General features: G+C 64.1%; 26 protein-coding genes. 11 read left to right on the forward strand and 15 right to left on the reverse strand.

Annotated features, from left to right (window positions below):
• Positions 1 to 25 precede the first annotated feature (25 nt).
• The 14 genes from ACO6D5_RS27280 to ACO6D5_RS27345 all read right to left on the reverse strand — a co-directional run bounded on the left by ACO6D5_RS27280 (position 26) and on the right by ACO6D5_RS27345 (position 8,338).
• Positions 26 to 682, reverse strand: coding sequence for a hypothetical protein (locus ACO6D5_RS27280; RefSeq protein WP_485827118.1), 657 nt, complete (start codon positions 680 to 682; stop codon positions 26 to 28).
• 1 nt (position 683) lies between these two features.
• On the reverse strand, positions 684 to 1,100 hold the full coding sequence (locus tag ACO6D5_RS27285; RefSeq protein WP_485827119.1) for a hypothetical protein: 417 nt from the start codon (positions 1,098 to 1,100) through the stop codon (positions 684 to 686).
• A gap of 2 nt (positions 1,101 to 1,102) precedes the next feature.
• The gene (locus tag ACO6D5_RS27290) at positions 1,103 to 1,978 is read right to left on the reverse strand and encodes a hypothetical protein (RefSeq protein WP_485827120.1); all 876 of its coding nucleotides are present in this window, start codon (positions 1,976 to 1,978) and stop codon (positions 1,103 to 1,105) included.
• A 52-nt stretch (positions 1,979 to 2,030) separates the two neighbouring features.
• Positions 2,031 to 2,558 carry a hypothetical protein gene (locus ACO6D5_RS27295; RefSeq protein WP_485827121.1) on the reverse strand — a complete coding sequence of 176 codons (528 nt, stop codon included), beginning with the start codon at positions 2,556 to 2,558 and terminating at the stop codon, positions 2,031 to 2,033.
• An 89-nt stretch (positions 2,559 to 2,647) separates the two neighbouring features.
• Positions 2,648 to 3,736 carry a hypothetical protein gene (locus ACO6D5_RS27300; RefSeq protein WP_485827122.1) on the reverse strand — a complete coding sequence of 363 codons (1,089 nt, stop codon included), beginning with the start codon at positions 3,734 to 3,736 and terminating at the stop codon, positions 2,648 to 2,650.
• Between the two features lie 2 nt (positions 3,737 to 3,738).
• Complete coding sequence (locus tag ACO6D5_RS27305; protein ID WP_485827123.1) at positions 3,739 to 4,644, reverse strand: PD-(D/E)XK nuclease-like domain-containing protein; 906 nt, start codon at positions 4,642 to 4,644, stop codon at positions 3,739 to 3,741.
• Positions 4,641 to 4,982: a hypothetical protein gene (locus ACO6D5_RS27310; protein WP_485827124.1), complete on the reverse strand. Its 342-nt coding sequence runs from the start codon at positions 4,980 to 4,982 to the stop codon at positions 4,641 to 4,643. Before ACO6D5_RS27310 ends, ACO6D5_RS27305 begins: the two co-directional genes overlap by 4 nt.
• Before the next feature lie 2 nt (positions 4,983 to 4,984).
• Entirely contained in the window at positions 4,985 to 5,149 is a 165-nt protein-coding gene (locus tag ACO6D5_RS27315) for a hypothetical protein (RefSeq protein WP_485827125.1), read from the reverse strand.
• Positions 5,146 to 5,712, reverse strand: coding sequence for a hypothetical protein (locus tag ACO6D5_RS27320; RefSeq protein ID WP_485827126.1), 567 nt, complete (start codon positions 5,710 to 5,712; stop codon positions 5,146 to 5,148). Before ACO6D5_RS27320 ends, ACO6D5_RS27315 begins: the two co-directional genes overlap by 4 nt.
• Positions 5,713 to 5,818: 106 nt before the next feature.
• Positions 5,819 to 6,184, reverse strand: coding sequence for a hypothetical protein (locus ACO6D5_RS27325; RefSeq protein WP_485827127.1), 366 nt, complete (start codon positions 6,182 to 6,184; stop codon positions 5,819 to 5,821).
• Positions 6,185 to 6,186: 2 nt separating this feature from the next.
• Positions 6,187 to 6,423 (reverse strand): hypothetical protein, encoded by a 237-nt coding sequence (locus ACO6D5_RS27330; protein ID WP_485827128.1) that lies wholly within the window; start codon positions 6,421 to 6,423, stop codon positions 6,187 to 6,189.
• 38 nt (positions 6,424 to 6,461) lie between these two features.
• Positions 6,462 to 6,770: a hypothetical protein gene (locus ACO6D5_RS27335; protein ID WP_485827129.1), complete on the reverse strand. Its 309-nt coding sequence runs from the start codon at positions 6,768 to 6,770 to the stop codon at positions 6,462 to 6,464.
• A 176-nt stretch (positions 6,771 to 6,946) separates the two neighbouring features.
• Positions 6,947 to 7,648: a hypothetical protein gene (locus ACO6D5_RS27340; RefSeq protein WP_485827130.1), complete on the reverse strand. Its 702-nt coding sequence runs from the start codon at positions 7,646 to 7,648 to the stop codon at positions 6,947 to 6,949.
• Between the two features lie 18 nt (positions 7,649 to 7,666).
• Positions 7,667 to 8,338: a LexA family protein gene (locus ACO6D5_RS27345; RefSeq protein ID WP_485827131.1), complete on the reverse strand. Its 672-nt coding sequence runs from the start codon at positions 8,336 to 8,338 to the stop codon at positions 7,667 to 7,669.
• 191 nt (positions 8,339 to 8,529) lie between these two features.
• On the opposite strand from ACO6D5_RS27345, the gene ACO6D5_RS27350 reads away from it, so the two are divergent.
• Positions 8,530 to 8,706: a hypothetical protein gene (locus tag ACO6D5_RS27350; RefSeq protein ID WP_485827132.1), complete on the forward strand. Its 177-nt coding sequence runs from the start codon at positions 8,530 to 8,532 to the stop codon at positions 8,704 to 8,706.
• Between the two features lie 53 nt (positions 8,707 to 8,759).
• Here ACO6D5_RS27350 and ACO6D5_RS27355 read toward each other — a convergent pair whose 3' ends face one another.
• Positions 8,760 to 8,924 carry a hypothetical protein gene (locus ACO6D5_RS27355; RefSeq protein ID WP_485827133.1) on the reverse strand — a complete coding sequence of 55 codons (165 nt, stop codon included), beginning with the start codon at positions 8,922 to 8,924 and terminating at the stop codon, positions 8,760 to 8,762.
• 247 nt (positions 8,925 to 9,171) lie between these two features.
• Between ACO6D5_RS27355 and ACO6D5_RS27360 the strand changes: the two genes are divergently transcribed.
• From ACO6D5_RS27360 to ACO6D5_RS27405, 10 genes are all read left to right on the forward strand, one after another.
• Entirely contained in the window at positions 9,172 to 9,399 is a 228-nt protein-coding gene (locus ACO6D5_RS27360) for a hypothetical protein (RefSeq protein ID WP_306636943.1), read from the forward strand.
• The gene (locus ACO6D5_RS27365) at positions 9,396 to 9,575 is read left to right on the forward strand and encodes a hypothetical protein (RefSeq protein ID WP_104010584.1); all 180 of its coding nucleotides are present in this window, start codon (positions 9,396 to 9,398) and stop codon (positions 9,573 to 9,575) included. Before ACO6D5_RS27360 ends, ACO6D5_RS27365 begins: the two co-directional genes overlap by 4 nt.
• Positions 9,575 to 9,982 carry a recombination protein NinB gene (locus tag ACO6D5_RS27370; RefSeq protein WP_485827134.1) on the forward strand — a complete coding sequence of 136 codons (408 nt, stop codon included), beginning with the start codon at positions 9,575 to 9,577 and terminating at the stop codon, positions 9,980 to 9,982. The genes ACO6D5_RS27365 and ACO6D5_RS27370 overlap by 1 nt, the downstream gene beginning before the upstream one ends.
• On the forward strand, positions 9,982 to 10,386 hold the full coding sequence (locus ACO6D5_RS27375; RefSeq protein ID WP_485827135.1) for a nuclease domain-containing protein: 405 nt from the start codon (positions 9,982 to 9,984) through the stop codon (positions 10,384 to 10,386). Before ACO6D5_RS27370 ends, ACO6D5_RS27375 begins: the two co-directional genes overlap by 1 nt.
• A complete protein-coding gene (locus ACO6D5_RS27380) occupies positions 10,386 to 11,087 on the forward strand; it encodes a hypothetical protein (protein ID WP_485827136.1) in 702 nt (233 codons plus the stop codon). Before ACO6D5_RS27375 ends, ACO6D5_RS27380 begins: the two co-directional genes overlap by 1 nt.
• On the forward strand, positions 11,069 to 11,455 hold the full coding sequence (locus tag ACO6D5_RS27385; protein WP_485827137.1) for a hypothetical protein: 387 nt from the start codon (positions 11,069 to 11,071) through the stop codon (positions 11,453 to 11,455). The genes ACO6D5_RS27380 and ACO6D5_RS27385 overlap by 19 nt, the downstream gene beginning before the upstream one ends.
• Positions 11,452 to 12,393, forward strand: a complete 942-nt coding sequence (locus tag ACO6D5_RS27390) for an AAA family ATPase (RefSeq protein ID WP_485827138.1) — start codon at positions 11,452 to 11,454, stop codon at positions 12,391 to 12,393. Before ACO6D5_RS27385 ends, ACO6D5_RS27390 begins: the two co-directional genes overlap by 4 nt.
• Positions 12,390 to 13,034 carry a hypothetical protein gene (locus tag ACO6D5_RS27395; protein ID WP_485827139.1) on the forward strand — a complete coding sequence of 215 codons (645 nt, stop codon included), beginning with the start codon at positions 12,390 to 12,392 and terminating at the stop codon, positions 13,032 to 13,034. Before ACO6D5_RS27390 ends, ACO6D5_RS27395 begins: the two co-directional genes overlap by 4 nt.
• Complete coding sequence (locus tag ACO6D5_RS27400; RefSeq protein WP_485827140.1) at positions 13,031 to 13,420, forward strand: hypothetical protein; 390 nt, start codon at positions 13,031 to 13,033, stop codon at positions 13,418 to 13,420. The genes ACO6D5_RS27395 and ACO6D5_RS27400 overlap by 4 nt, the downstream gene beginning before the upstream one ends.
• Positions 13,421 to 13,533: 113 nt before the next feature.
• Positions 13,534 to 13,876, forward strand: a 343-nt coding sequence (locus ACO6D5_RS27405) for a hypothetical protein (protein ID WP_485827141.1), incomplete at its 3' end; no start/stop codon positions are given.

A 13,876-nucleotide genomic window follows, 5' to 3' on the forward strand; every position in this document is an offset into this window, starting at 1 on the left:
TTGTAGTAGGCGCCGGCCTGGGCCATCACGCCTCCTTCCGCTGGGACTGCTGGGCAATGGCGGCATTCTTATCGCGTAGCCGGCGCTCGATGCTCTCGACGACCGCATACAGTGGAGAGACAAAGTCGGTTCCGTAGTCCGCAATCTCGCCGACAAAGCCGTCGCGCTCTGCATCCGTCAGCCCGTGCCATGCCGGCGCATCGCCAGCAGCGGGAGCGCTGGCGATAGCTTCCCGGGCAACAAGTCCGGCGAACACTCCAACCTGCCAGCGGAGGTTATCCAGCAGGGCGTGGCGCGGGCTGCAGCCCGCGCTGGCCAGGCTCCACAACTCATGGAACTTGGATGCAGAAAGCGGAGCGTTCGGGAAATTCGCCTCAAACGTCGCCAATTGCTCCCCCTCAGTCGCTACCGTGGAGGCGGGGATAGGGTGCGCGCCGCTGTATAAGCAGCTCGACCCCTGGTACACGCCTACGCTCACGCCGCGCGCGTCGGGGTCGACGGTGACGGTCAGGGGAGGTGCTTCGGGAGCCGCGGCGAGCATTGCCTCAAAGGCCGACGCCAGCGCTGCCCGCTTGTCAGCAATCCGCATATGCTGGAAGTGAACTAGCCACATCAGGCCAGCCTTGACCATTTCCGGCGTCGCTGTAGCCGGGGACAGCTTCCATTCGGGGTTCGTGTTCATGTCAGGCTCCGGTGGCGCGCGCGGCGCGCATCAGTTCAACGGCCACCTTCTCGGCAGCCCAAAGGGTGGGGACGTCCAGCAGGCCCAGGATGGTGTCGATCACGGCGCAGGTATGGGCCAGGATCGCCAGCTGTTCGTCGGTGAGGGCGGCGGGCGCGATGTATGCCTGCAAGACCACGCCGCCGGCGTTCAGGTGCTGCACCTCTTCCTGGAAGCGGCGGTCGTTTTCTATGGCCACGCCCACGGTGTTGAAGGTCGACGCAAGGTCGGTGCGCGCGTCGTCGTGCGGCGCCGTGCGCAGGCGGGCCAGAGCCAAGTGCATGTCCAGGCTGATCTGCTGCTTGAGCGGGGCCATCATGGGATAGCGCAGCGGGCGCGACCGATACTGCTTGCGGCGGGGCTTGCGGGCGTGGCTCATGGTCAGTAGCTCCGCGACTTCTCGTTGGCCAACTGCGTGTCCTTCAGCAACTGCTCGTCCTTCACCAGACCGAAGAGGCGGTCATAGTTCCAGGTGGTATCCCGGAACACGCGCCCGTCTTCGAAGTCGGCCAGGCAGTCCGACAGGTCGACCACGATGTCCTTGTCGGTGTCGTCCTCGATGGTGAATCGGTCCAGGGCGTTGCGCACTTGCCACGGGCCTTCGCTCCAGTCGCCGCGCGTGCGCTGGCCGGCGATGGCCAGGTCCAGGTATTTGTCCTTGGCGCGCAGAGCCTCCAACACGTCGGACCATGACGACATGACATCCAAGCCATAGCGCAGCAGGATGGCGGCCAGTTCCATGTCCTCGCGGCGCTTGGCCTCTTCGGCTTCGCGCTCGCGCTGGGCCTTGGTGCGGTCGACTTCGGCCTGGCGCTTCGCCTGCTCGGCGTATTCCTCGTAGCTTTTCTTCAGGCGTTCGTAGGAGCTGGTGGCGTATTCGAAACCGTCGTTGGTCTTGACCTCGCGCAGCAGGTCGGTCACGTAACCGGCGGAATGCTGGATCTTTTTCGGGAAGCGGGCGCGGCTTTTGCGATCGGTCTCGCTCCAGCTGTCGGGCATGCCCACCTCTTTCATCAGGAAGACGATGCGGTCGTGGATGACCTTGTTCGCCGCCATGCGAGGTATGTTCAGTTCGTGCGCCGCGACGTCCTTCTGGCGCGCCTCCTCCAGCTTGGTCAGGGCGTGTGCCGCCACCTTCTCCGGTGTCGGCTTGCTCCAGCTGCTATCCATGTAGCTGGCGTAGCCAGCCGGGTTGATCTGGCAGCCGCCAACGTGGCCCACTTTCTCCAGCTGCTGAATCTTGAGGGATTCGGTCATCGTCGTTCTCTGTGTAGGGTGGCCGGCGGGCAGCGCCGGGCCGGCCGTGGGTTTATTCCAGGTTCAGGCCCAGGGACTGCTGCTTGTCGACGGCGGGCGTGACGCTGATGTCGACCTCGCCGCCCAGCACCTCATACAGGCGTTTGATCTGCTCACCGGTGGGGTTGCACTTCACCCGGAAGCCGTAGCGCGCGCTGCCGCCTTCCATGAGATCCACTGAAAAATGGTCAACGTCGGCGGTCTCGAAGTCGATGTCGGACGCGCCGCCAAGGCCGAAGCCGATCACGACCTGCGCGCCCTTGAGCTCGTGCTTGAGGCGCAGCGCGCCGATCAGGTCGCCGAACTTGCGCACGGTCAGCGCATCTGCCGGGCTGCCTTCGAAGATCTCTTCCTGGTCGGGCGGCGAATCTTCGCGGCGGTACAGCGCGTCGCGCAGCACGGGGTGAAACATGGCCAGCAGGCCGTTGCTCTCCGTGAAGGCGATCTTCAGGTCAGCGCCGCCGACCTTCTCGTCGCCGTGGTTCTCGGGGCGCACGTTCAGATGTGCGAGCGTGACTTTCTGGCTTTCCAGGCTGAACATTTGTCAGTCTCCGTGGTGCTGCGTTGTGGGAAATAGGGCGGGCGGCGCCGGGATGCCTCCGTTGTGGTGGCGCCGCCCTGGGAGAACGGTTACGCGGCCGGGTCCAGCTCGGCGTGGCGGTTGTCGTAGGCTTTCTTCAGCGCGTCGTAGTGCTCGTCGGGCGCGTCGCGGAACGCTTCACCGGCCAGGGCCAGCGCGTCCAGGTCGGCGGCGGCCAAGATCAGTTGGAGGATGGGCGCGGGGTCGAAGGTGGGCGCAGTGACCGGCGCGTCTTCGGCGGCGGCCTTCTTGCCCTTGATGTCCTTGATGCTGGTGGTTCCGGGCTTCTTGGCCGACTCGCCGGTCTTGGCTTCCATCACATCGCGCCAGGACGCCTCGCCGTCGCGGATGGCCGCGTACAGGGCGCGCAGGTCCTTGAGCTCGCTCGGGTCGAGCGTGCCGGCGTCGTGACCGAGGTATTCCTTCAACTGCTCGGCGCGCACGCCGATGGCCGAAAATGCGTCGAACAGCTTGCGCTTGGCGGCGTCCGGGTCTTCAGCGTCGGCACGCTCCTGCGTTTCCATGACGATTTCCATGCACTCGTCCACGATGTCGCCAGGGATGAGGCGCAGGCCCAGCGTGCGCACCGCCTTGGAGATCAGCGCCTGCTGCTTGTTGATGATGTCGTCGTCAGTGGCTTCCAGGATGTAGACCGTGTCGCCGTAGCTGTTGGTGCGCGTGCGCAGCACCTGGTCGCCTTCCTTGCGCTGGCGCCGTTCGATGGTCTTGGTGATGGTCACGTCCTGGGCATAGGGAACGTTCGCCTCCAGATCCGTGACGGTCACGCGCACGATGCGCTTCTCGCGGTCGTCGTACACGGTCATGGTCTCGACCGTGATGTTGGTCATGTTGCGCACGGCCGCCTCAGCGAAGCGAATGGACGGGCCAGACGGCCACTTGCTTTTGTCCCGGCCGATCGGCTTCTGGTAGCGCGCCACCGCGGCGAAGGACGGACGGCGGCATTCCTTGAGCATCTTTTCGCGCACGACGTCCATGTCGCGCGGGCGGCGGATCGCCATGATGTAGCGAGCCTCGACCATCGCCTTGGCCTGGCTGGCAACGGCGGCCGATGCCGTCTCGACGCCGGTGTTAGCCACCATGTTGGAAAATTCGTTTTGCTGGGTGACAAGCTGATTCATGGTCAATCCTTAGATGCCCAGGCGGGCAGGGAAACTTGATGAATGGCGGCGCCGTAGCCCGGCCATTCGTTGGAGGCCAAGCAGCGCGCGTATACGTCCAGATCGCGGCGGTAGTGAATGCGGCCCATATCGCGGCCGGCGGCATCCAGCATCACGGCGCTGGCCGCGTAGGGCCATTCCGTCTCGACCGCAACGAACACGAAGGCCAGCACTTCCTTGCCGCTGGCGCGCGCGTATCCGTCGCTGTAGAACGCGTCCTGCACGTGGTAGCGCTTGCGGGCGATCTGGCGGGAAAACTCGGCCGGGCTGGCATCGCTGAAGGTCTTGACGTCCAGCAGGATCACGCCGTTGTCGCCGGCGGGATGCACCCAGTCAGGGCGGCAGCGGCACAGCACGCCGGTGTCCGGGTCGATCCAGTAGGCGGACTGTTCGGGGCGGCCGCTGGCCAGGGCCTCGGCGATATCCGGCAGGCGGCGAACGCTCTCGGCCTGGCGCAATGCCGTCTCAAGCTGGGCGTTGGTCACGATTACCTTGCCCTGGGTCTGCTCGTTCCATTCCGCCCACCACTTCTGGCGCGCGATGCTGCTTTCGCTGGGGTTCTTGGCGTTGAGCATGGCCTCGGTAGGCCGGTCCGGCGCGTCGGCAGGCAGCACGGCATAGCGCTTGTCGAACTCGGCCGGTTCCAGGATGGCGCAGTGGGCAAGCTGGCCTTCCAACTGGCCGACGCGCTCCTTCTCGGGCGGCCGGGCCGGGTCCAGGTGCAGCGCATGAAACATGGCCGGCGAGCGCGCCACGTGGTCCAGGCCGGTCTTGCTGATGCCAGGCCCACGGTGGTACGCCTCGATGTCCTGGCCGTCCATCGTGCACGGCGCGTCGATCAGGGCGACGGATTCGGTGATCGCGTTCATTTCTGCTCACCCAGCAGATAGGCGTCGCTGGTCAGGAAGGCCGTCTCGTTGAAGCACGCTTCTTTCAGGAGGTCGTACTCTTCAAAGACATCGGACCCCATCATCCAAATGATGGGCGAGCTGAAAGCAAAAAGCGTGGCGGTCAGGCGGGTTTCCACCGTATCCGCCAGGCAGCGCAGCGTTTCGCGGTAGAACGGCTGCTTCATCCAAGCTGAGGTGCGCACTTCGTTGGCAAACTTGCGGACATGCAACATTTCTTCTGCGGCTGCCAGCAGAGCGTGCTGGTAGATGTTCAATTCATCGCACGGTGTGCGGCGGATGCTTTGAAGGTTGTGCATGTTCATTCCTTCGCGACGACCACGGTCTTGCCGCAGCCTTCGCAGGCGGTGAGGGTGGGGGATTGGGCGTCAAGCGTCGGCCCCAGCACGCAGGCCATGAAGACGCCGGCGCAGAGAGCAGCGGCACCGATCAGCAGGTCGCCGTGGGCGCGCAGGAGGCGGATCATTGGGCACCTCGCGCGGCCAGCAGGCGGGCGCGGATTTCGTCCGCGTCTTCCTTGGCGGTCAGCACCAATCCGCGTTTGGCGGCTTCAGCCGTCCAATGCTGGCTGACGACAATGCCCGGCTGCATGTAGCTGTCATACGAATACTTGCGCGGTATTTCGGCCACTTCGGGCTGCGATAGCATCGCGTCCCACTTGGCGAGAAGGAACGATCCTTTCCCCGCCTCAATCGCAGCGGCCACCAGATCGGCGCGCGGCGCCAGTGCCCAATGTGTGCGCGGCGTCGGCTCCAAAACCTGGGCGCCAGACTCTTCCCAGCCTTCCAGCACCGTGCCGTCGTTGTTGCCATCGCGAACGATGAAGGCGAATTCGCGGCCGTCTATCGTCACCACGCCTTCTGCGCGCACGTTGATCGCGTCTTGCCGGTCACGGTTGCGGATGGTGATGTGGTCGCGGTGGTACTTGTCCGATTGGGCGGACTCGCTGATCATTTCCATCACGTCTTGGCGGCGCTCGGCGGGAATATCGCGGTCGAACGCCTCTTCTACGGTCAGAACTTCGCTCATGCTTCGCTCCACGGATCGAGGCGGACGTACAGGCGGGAAAAGAAGTCGCCCAGGCGGCCCAAGGGGTAAGCGGCGATCAGGCCGCACAGGATGAAGAGGGGGAGGGTCATTTGCGCGGCGCCAGTTCGAACGACACATCAAGCTGGCGCTCGGGGTCTTCAATCGCGTCGGCCAGCGTCTCCACGTAGTGCGCGCTGGCGCCGTCCATGAACTTGCTGAACAGCTCGCCGATCCGGCCGAACGTGTCGCCACGGGCATACGCCTTGGCGGTTTCCTCGAAGGCGGTGGTCAGCGCGGCGTTGCCGATGCTGTCCTCGTAGACGGCATGCGCGGCGGGCTGGCGGTTCGGGCTGGTCGCGGCGTAGCGCACGACCTCCTGCTGGCCGTCGCGCAACGCAATGCGCACATCCCAGGCCAGATCCATGCGCAGCTCTTGCTCGGGCGTCAGCTTGATTTCGGGGCGGGCGTTCATGATCAGTTCCGCTCCATGCGCGACGCTTCGAGCGCCACGCCTTCGTAGTGCTTCAGCGTCGCGGCATCCTTGCGGTACTGCTCAAACTCGGGCCGGAACGCCGCAACGACGCGCCCCTGGTTGATCGGGTCCGACGTCAGCCAGAGCTGAGCCAGCTGCTTGACGAACGAGCCGCCGTACTGGCGCATGGCGTGCACGGCTTCGGCATCAGTCGCCGTCGGCTTGGTTTGCTGTTCCATGGTGGTCTCCTAGCCCCGGCACCCGGGGCGGGTGGGGGTTAGGCGTTCAGCCAGTCGCGCTCAAAGGCGGGCATGGCGGCGGGGCGGGAGATGGCCAAGCTCTTGAGCGCGCCGCGCACTTCGCTGACCGTGCGGCCAGTCGCTGCAGCCTTCGCAGCCAGCAGATCCGGGCGGGCAAAGATCGCGGCCAGGATGCGGTCGGCTTCAGGTCGCGCAGCGCGGTGGGCCTTGCGGGCGGCCTTCTCAGAAGCGCGGGCGGCGGCGGCCTGCTCTGCTTTGTAAGCGTCGACCTGCTTGTCGATGTTGCCGCGCTTGGCAAGCGGCACGTTCAGTACGCCGTGGTCCATCGTGTTCTCCCGTCTGCTCACCGGGTGGTGAGTGCATGCATTACCGTTTGGTGATGCGTTGGGAGAAGATTACCAAATGGTAATTTGCTGGGCAATACCAAATGGTAATTTAATTTGTAACGAGCAAAGAAAAACCGCCCGAGGGCGGTGGCGGCGGATATGTGAGAGGGGTAGCGCTATGCGGACCCAGTTCGAATCCAGCGAACTAGCCGGCTGGTGATGCGGTCGTACCCGAACGAGAAGAGATACCCGAAAGCGGTCATGTACGTGCCCCACGCTGCGAGCGACGAGCGCTCGGAGCGTCCTCCAGTTCCCGAAACCGAGCCCCACCAGCGATCAAAAAAACGCTCTGCGAAATTCCACCGGCCGATATCGTTGGTGATCTCGATCAGCCCCGCGGCCAATAGGATTGCCCCCAGAGCTAATGCCATCAAACCGATACGTTTCAGTGGAGTGTCCAGTTTTCCAGTAATTGTGGCTGGGGCTCGATTTGGTGCAGCGCCCGCGTAGGCAGCGCGAGCCCCTTCGAGCACCTCATTCTCCGCCCGGTCTCTTTCCTTATGCGTCAGGAAGCGACGTGTCTTCACGTCGTAGCAGGGAGATAATTGTGCGACGGCTACATATCCGCCGGGCCCATCATTCTCCAAGCGGACGAACTGCCCAGTTTGAATGCTGTTCTCGATACCCGCGGCGATCCGCACAGTAAGGATCGCCTCACGCGTTTCCACAAGAGCCGCTACGTCGCACCGTTGTCCAGGCCGTATCGACTCAACCACACCAACCGCATCGCCAGTCGGTACAAGTCCATCCCGAGCTGAAGCCATTGCCGCTTCGGTTGATTTGAAATGGATCAGCCGCTCCATATGGGCTCCAGACATTTCGCGCTCCTTTGTGGTTTAGACGGGAACGAATTTTCCAATCACCACGCCGCATATCGTAGCGCGCCCGTTCACCTTGATAACCTTCTCTGGCCAGTCTGGATTCAGAGGCCGAAGGAACATCTCGCCGTCTTCGATGATCAACTGCTTGAATGTTGCGCGCTCTTCGTCATCCAGGCGCACGACCACGTGCTTACCGCTGTAAGCATCGCGCGACGGGTCGACGAAGATGATGTCACCGTCCTGGAATTTCTTCTCCATGCTCACGCCCTGCACCTTCAACGCAAAAGTATTGGGTCCGTGAGCCACCGGACACGGCAGCCATTCGTCGGCGTCCGCGGGCCGGAAGTTGTCGCAGATTTCAGCCCATGCGCCTGCTTGCACCCAGGAAATCACTGGTACCAACCCCCTTATCTCTGGACCCGCGCTGATATTGTCTCCGCTTATGCCAGTACCGAGCGGACTGCCTTCATCCGTCTGTTCGAGGTACCGGAGGGGCATGCCTGCCGCCTCTTCCAGGTTGCGCGCCTTTCTGCTGCCGAAGGACTTCGTCTTCAGCAACCCCGAAATCTCGCCCTGGTTCAGGCCATGTCGGGCAACGAATGCAGCCATGTTCGGGAAGTGGCTGTCGATCCACTTCCTTAGCTGGCGGCGTCGGTTATCGACTTCTTTGTCTGCGGCGTTGTTCATTCGCGGCATTGTCTATTACCGAAAGATAAATCACCAAAAGGTGTTGACTTGACATTACCAAATGGTAAAGTCACGTCATGCGCAAAGAACACGCCCCCCCCGCCCGAGTCCCCGTCGAACCACTGTTGCAGTGGCTGCGGGATACCCCGAAAGACGAAGCTGAAGCGAGCTGCGCTCGGCACGGAACCTCCGTGGGCTACCTCCGGCAGATTGCCTACGGCTACAAGCTGGCTGGCCTGATTGGCGCCGACATCGAGCTCATAACCGGGGGCAAGTGCCGTCGGCAAGACCTGCGCCCTGATGACTTTGCGCGCTTCTGGCCCGAGCTTGCCGACCCCGCGCCGCAGCAGGAGGCCAGCCATGCGTGATCCCGATCCGCAGGACAACCGCATCCCGATAGGGCCGACCGATGTGTAGGCCATCAATGCACCGAGGCGCTTTCGCGCCCCTCGGTCGCCCAAGCCGTGCGGTCACGTTCGGCGCGCAGCTCATCAAAGATATCCAGCACGGCCTTTTCGCTCGGGTCCTCAAAGGACCGGCGGGCGATGTCTTGGGCGTGCTGCAGAAGCTTTTCGGTCTCGGTCATTTCGGTTCGCGTCGTGTTGTTGATGCGAAAAATTTTGGCCCGAAGCCACCCTGTAATTCATCTTGTAACTCGATGAATTTTTCCTACTAAGCGAAGAGAAATGCACACCCATCCCGCAGTTGTCTATGGCGCCAGTACCCCGACGGCGCCCGCCGGAAAGAGGTTCCTGCCGCCGTCGACGGTTGCCGCGTGCAGGACTTTCCGCGAGGCCGTGCGCCTCGCCTGGGACCATCGGACCCGCCCGAACATGACGCAGCGCAGCCTGGCTGAAGAGTGCGACCTGTACGCGCCTCACGTCAGCAGCTACCTGCACCCTGAACCCTTCGACGAGAAGAACCGGCCCCGGCTGAACCTTCCCGCCGACCGCATCGATGCCTTCGAAGAGGCCGTGGGCAACCACGCCATTCGCCAGTACCTCAACCATTTGGGCCGGCTGACGATCATGGAAGAAGTCATCGCCCAGAGGGCCGCATGACCTATGAGCAAGCCCTTGCCATTACGAAGCGCGCCTTTGAAGAAGAGCTGCGCCGGCACAACTGGGACCGCGTCAAAGCATACGAAGAAATGATGCTGCGGGAAGACCTGAACCCTCAATTGCGTGAGGCCTTTCTGGTGATTGGCCGCCACACCGCTTTCTCCACGAGGCACTGATGCGCTACCCGCTGAACTCACGCACGCGCCAACGCGCGCACCAGGCGATCGACGCGGCCCCGGATGGCTACTTCTTTTTGTCGCCTGCAGAGCCCACGCGCAAGCTGTCTTTGAACGCCAAGATGTGGGCAATGCTGCACGACGTGGCGCGGCAACTGCGCTGGCCCGTCAACGGTGTGGAAGAGCAGCTTTCGCCCGAGGCCTGGAAGGATATTTTCACGGCCAGCCTGAACCAGGAGCAGCGCATGGCCGCCGGCCTGCGTGGCGGCTTCGTGATGCTGGGGGAAAGCACCAGCGGGATGAGCCAGCGCAAGATGAGCGAACTCATCGACCTGGTTGACGCGTTCGGCTCCGAGCGCGGTGTGCGCTGGTCAGGCCCGGACGAGATCCCCGGGTGGGTGCGCTGATGCTTCGCCGCACGCCCCTGACCCGCAAGACCCCGCTCAAGGCCACCGCAGGCTTGACGCGCACCCAATTCAAGCACCGCGCGCCGAAGAAACGCCCGGGCTATCACGAACCCAAGTACCTGGCCGCCTGCCGTGGTGAACCTTGCTACCTCCAGATCCCCGGCGTGTGCCGCGGTGAGTGCGAGCGCGACACCGTTGTGCATTGCCATGCCAACTGGTCGGCCTACGGCAAGGGCATGGGCATCAAGGCCAAGGACATCTATACCGTTCCCGGTTGCTTCCGCTGCCACCAATGTCTGGATCAGGGTTTCAGCCTGACCGACGCTGAGAAGCGCGCAACCTGGGAATGGGCTTACAACCGCTGGCTGCCCGTGCGCGCCGGCAAATTGCAGGGGGCCGCGTAATGGCTGCTGATTGGATCAAGATGCGCGTCGACCTCCCGACGCATCCAAAAGTTGTCCGCATTGCGTCCGCTTGTGAAGCGGACAGACTCCGCGTGATCGGTGGACTTTTGTCCGTCTGGGGCCTCTTCGATGCGCACTCGGTCGATGGAAAGCTCGAAGGCTACACGCCGAAAGTGATGGACGAAACCATCGGCTTTCCTGGATTTTCGGACGCCATGATCGCTGTCGGCTGGCTGGAGTTTGACGGCTTTTCCCTCTGTATGCCCCAGTTTGATGAGCATAACGGCCAGTCTGCGAAGAAGCGCGCACAGGATGCTGACAGGAAGCGAAACGACCGAAATTCGTCCGCTTCTGAAGCGGACAAAAAGCGGACTAGAGAAGAGAAGAATAGAGAAGATAAAGAAAACCCCCATAGCCCCCGTTCCGGGGCCGAGGTCTGGACGTTGCCGGACTGGGTCCCTGCTGAGCCCTGGAAGCAGTTCGAGGAAATGCGGCGTCGGAAAAAGAAGCCCATGACCGACACCGCCCGAAAGCTGGCCGTGAGCAAGCTGGACGCCTTGCGGACTGCCGGGCACGACGTGGGGAGGATGCTGGACCAGTCGATCCTGCATGCCTGGGACACGTTCTACGCCCCGAAGACGAACGACGGGCCGGCGCAAGGCGCCTTGAGCAGTGACCAGCCATGGGTGGGTGCAGTGTGATCGGCCATCAATCCCTCATCGCTGCCCGTATGGCGGGCTACCAGCCGGCCGACGTCTGGCTGACATGCCTGCCGACCGAGCAGGCCTACGGCAGCTTCACCCACCCCGAGGCGCAACTGGGCCGCATGGTGAACGGGCGCTGGGTGGGCTGTCCGGAAATCCACATCCACGACGACGAGAACGCCGCGGCGCTGGATCTGCGCGTCTGCGTGGGCCTGGTGGTCCACGTCCTGGCGCCGACCCGCCGGCGTGCGCTGCAGCTGATGCGCCGGGTGTCCGATTGCTCGCCGGCCAAGGTCATCGCCTCCGGCCAGTGGGGACTGATCGTCTGGCAGCCGGCGCAAGAAACCCAGGAGTTCCCCGCATGAGCCAGATCCTTTCCGCTGACGACATCGACTTCCAGGCGTACATGGAGGCCACCGAGCCGCAGGCCAAGGTGCTGGCTGCCGAGGCATGGCGCGACGAGCTGGCCCGTGCCGTCGAGCACGGCGAACAGATAACCGGTGCGAAGTTGCCGTGGGCCAAGACTCATGACCTACTGCGGTTCCGCCCGGGCGAGGTGACGCTGTGGCAGGGCATCAACGGCCACGGCAAGAGCGAGCTGCTGGGCCAGGCCTGCATTGGCTTCGCCACCCAGGACGAGCGCGTGTGCATCGCCTCATTCGAGATGAAGCCCCAGTCGACGCTCAAGCGCATGCTGCGCCAGACCGCGATGAACAACCGCCCGAGCGTGCAGGCCGTCGACCGCCTCATCGACTGGTCGCGGGATCGGCTGTGGCTGTACGACCAGCAGGGCACGGTCAAGCCGGCCATGCTCTACGCCGTGGCGCGCTACTGCGCCGACCGCCTGAAGGTGCGCCACCTGGTCATCGACAGCCTGATGAAGTGCGTTCGCGGCGAGGACGACTACAACGGCCAGAAGGATTTCGTGGACATGCTCTGCACGCTGGCGCGCGACCTGGGCATGCACATCCACTTGGTGCACCACGCCAAGAAGGGCGAGAACGAGGACGCTGTGCCCGGCAAGTTCTCTGCGAAGGGGTCCGGCGCCATCGTCGACCAGGTGGACCAGATGCTGACCGTCTGGCGCAACAAGCGCAAGGAGCGCACCGCCGAGGCCGAGCTGCGCGCATGCGGGGAGGTATCCGCCGACACGCTCGACCTGCCCGATTCGGTGCTGATCTGCGACAAGAACCGCCACGGCGAGTGGGAAGGGCGCATCAACCTCTGGCGCCACGCCGACAGCCTGCAGTTCACCAGCGACAAACGTCGCCAACCCATTGACATGATTGGAGCATTGGCATGACTACACCGAACTTGACCGCCCGGTCTGCCGACGTGGCGCTGGATCCGCTGGCGGGCACTTTGGCCGGCCGCGCGCTGGATGCCGCCGACCCCTGGGCACGGGGTGGTGCCGAAAGCAGCGTGATCACCCCGCCACGCCGCGTCAATGCTGAATCTGCGGTGGCGCCCTTGCCGGGCGTGAACGTCTCCATCCTGGCGCTGGATCTTGGTACGAAGCTGGGCTGGGCGGTCCGCGCCCGGGATGGCCGGATCGTGCACGGCACCGAAGTGTTCACGCCGCGCAAGTCCTGGACGCCGGGGCAGCGCTGGCTGCGCGCCCGGTCGTTCCTGGCCGAGACCATCGTGCGCCACCAGGTGCATGCCATCGCCTACGAGGACGTGAAGCGCCACGCCGGCACGGATGCCGCGCACGCCTACGGCGCTTTCTTGTGCCTGGTGCAGATGGTGGCCGACAGCCACCGCACGGCACTGCTGCCCGTTGGTGTGGGCACGATCAAAAAGCACTGGACCGGCAAAGGCAATGCCGACAAGGACGCGATGAAGGCGCAGGCGAAGGCCCGCGGCTTCAGCGTGGTGGACGACAACGACGCCGACGCCCTGGCCATCCTGCATTGGGCCGTCGATCTGGAGCGCAAAGCATGACCACCCACGAACAGAAGGACCGCAACGCGGAAATCGTCCAGCGCCGTTTGAACGGCGAAACCACTGGAGCCTTGGCGGTCGAATACGGCGTGACGGCGACGCGGATCGCCCAGCTGGTGCGCCGGCACAAGGAAAAGGCGGGGGAGCGTCCGAACGTCTCCCGCCGCAAGAAGGCGGCCGACGCCGTCCGGCCGCGCCTGCGCAAGGGAGAGCATGGGCTGTGGTACTGCGGTGATGCCGTGCTGACCCGCGCAGGCGAGACGCCCAAGGCCGCATATGACCTGTGGATGATGGCAGCCATCGCGGCCGCCCAGCCCAGCCGCGCGCGAAGGCTACGCCGGCCACCGAACCTCTGCCGCCCTATACCGGGCCTGTCACCGTCGTAGCCGGCACCAGGGCTGCGCCGCGTCCGCTCGTCATGCCCGCATCCATGCGCTTCGCTATGGAGCGTGCGGGCCTCGCGCAAGGGCGGCTCATCACCCTGAGTGGCACCTGATCAATGCGCCTGACAGACTTCGATTGGCCCGAAATCATCCTGGACCTGCGCCGTTGTGGCATGGGCCAGCATGAGATTGCCCGGAACATGGGACAAGCCGTGGGCGAATCGATGGTCCGCCAGTATCTAGCCGGCGCCTCGCCCGCGCACTGGAGGGGGGAAATCCTGCTGTCCCTCTGGGAAGAGCGTACCGGGCGAGACCGCCTCGCCGCGCCACGCCGGCCCGCCGAGATGAGGCGTATCGCCGAGCGTCGCCCTCGCAACCGCCAGGCCAGCCACATGCCAACCGAACACCTGCCAGCTGTCGCGCACGCGTACGGGCTAACTGTGCCCGCGCTGTTACAGC

The sequence above is a fragment of the Achromobacter sp. genome (genome assembly GCF_057314935.1).

Coding starts and splice junctions, on each gene's coding strand:
- ACO6D5_RS27290 (WP_485827120.1), bottom strand. CDS start 1,978: ATGACCGAATCCCTCAAGATTCAGCAGCTGGAGAAAGTGGGCCACGTT.
- ACO6D5_RS27285 (WP_485827119.1), bottom strand. CDS start 1,100: ATGAGCCACGCCCGCAAGCCCCGCCGCAAGCAGTATCGGTCGCGCCCG.
- ACO6D5_RS27315 (WP_485827125.1), bottom strand. CDS start 5,149: ATGATCCGCCTCCTGCGCGCCCACGGCGACCTGCTGATCGGTGCCGCT.
- ACO6D5_RS27370 (WP_485827134.1), top strand. CDS start 9,575: ATGCGCTACCCGCTGAACTCACGCACGCGCCAACGCGCGCACCAGGCG.
- ACO6D5_RS27400 (WP_485827140.1), top strand. CDS start 13,031: ATGACCACCCACGAACAGAAGGACCGCAACGCGGAAATCGTCCAGCGC.
- ACO6D5_RS27295 (WP_485827121.1), bottom strand. CDS start 2,558: ATGTTCAGCCTGGAAAGCCAGAAAGTCACGCTCGCACATCTGAACGTG.
- ACO6D5_RS27390 (WP_485827138.1), top strand. CDS start 11,452: ATGAGCCAGATCCTTTCCGCTGACGACATCGACTTCCAGGCGTACATG.
- ACO6D5_RS27335 (WP_485827129.1), bottom strand. CDS start 6,770: ATGGACCACGGCGTACTGAACGTGCCGCTTGCCAAGCGCGGCAACATC.
- ACO6D5_RS27380 (WP_485827136.1), top strand. CDS start 10,386: ATGGCTGCTGATTGGATCAAGATGCGCGTCGACCTCCCGACGCATCCA.
- ACO6D5_RS27320 (WP_485827126.1), bottom strand. CDS start 5,712: ATGAGCGAAGTTCTGACCGTAGAAGAGGCGTTCGACCGCGATATTCCC.
- ACO6D5_RS27360 (WP_306636943.1), top strand. CDS start 9,172: ATGACGCAGCGCAGCCTGGCTGAAGAGTGCGACCTGTACGCGCCTCAC.
- ACO6D5_RS27355 (WP_485827133.1), bottom strand. CDS start 8,924: ATGACCGAGACCGAAAAGCTTCTGCAGCACGCCCAAGACATCGCCCGC.
- ACO6D5_RS27310 (WP_485827124.1), bottom strand. CDS start 4,982: ATGCACAACCTTCAAAGCATCCGCCGCACACCGTGCGATGAATTGAAC.
- ACO6D5_RS27300 (WP_485827122.1), bottom strand. CDS start 3,736: ATGAATCAGCTTGTCACCCAGCAAAACGAATTTTCCAACATGGTGGCT.
- ACO6D5_RS27395 (WP_485827139.1), top strand. CDS start 12,390: ATGACTACACCGAACTTGACCGCCCGGTCTGCCGACGTGGCGCTGGAT.
- ACO6D5_RS27365 (WP_104010584.1), top strand. CDS start 9,396: ATGACCTATGAGCAAGCCCTTGCCATTACGAAGCGCGCCTTTGAAGAA.
- ACO6D5_RS27375 (WP_485827135.1), top strand. CDS start 9,982: ATGCTTCGCCGCACGCCCCTGACCCGCAAGACCCCGCTCAAGGCCACC.
- ACO6D5_RS27280 (WP_485827118.1), bottom strand. CDS start 682: ATGAACACGAACCCCGAATGGAAGCTGTCCCCGGCTACAGCGACGCCG.
- ACO6D5_RS27325 (WP_485827127.1), bottom strand. CDS start 6,184: ATGAACGCCCGCCCCGAAATCAAGCTGACGCCCGAGCAAGAGCTGCGC.
- ACO6D5_RS27305 (WP_485827123.1), bottom strand. CDS start 4,644: ATGAACGCGATCACCGAATCCGTCGCCCTGATCGACGCGCCGTGCACG.
- ACO6D5_RS27345 (WP_485827131.1), bottom strand. CDS start 8,338: ATGAACAACGCCGCAGACAAAGAAGTCGATAACCGACGCCGCCAGCTA.
- ACO6D5_RS27385 (WP_485827137.1), top strand. CDS start 11,069: ATGGGTGGGTGCAGTGTGATCGGCCATCAATCCCTCATCGCTGCCCGT.
- ACO6D5_RS27340 (WP_485827130.1), bottom strand. CDS start 7,648: ATGTCTGGAGCCCATATGGAGCGGCTGATCCATTTCAAATCAACCGAA.
- ACO6D5_RS27330 (WP_485827128.1), bottom strand. CDS start 6,423: ATGGAACAGCAAACCAAGCCGACGGCGACTGATGCCGAAGCCGTGCAC.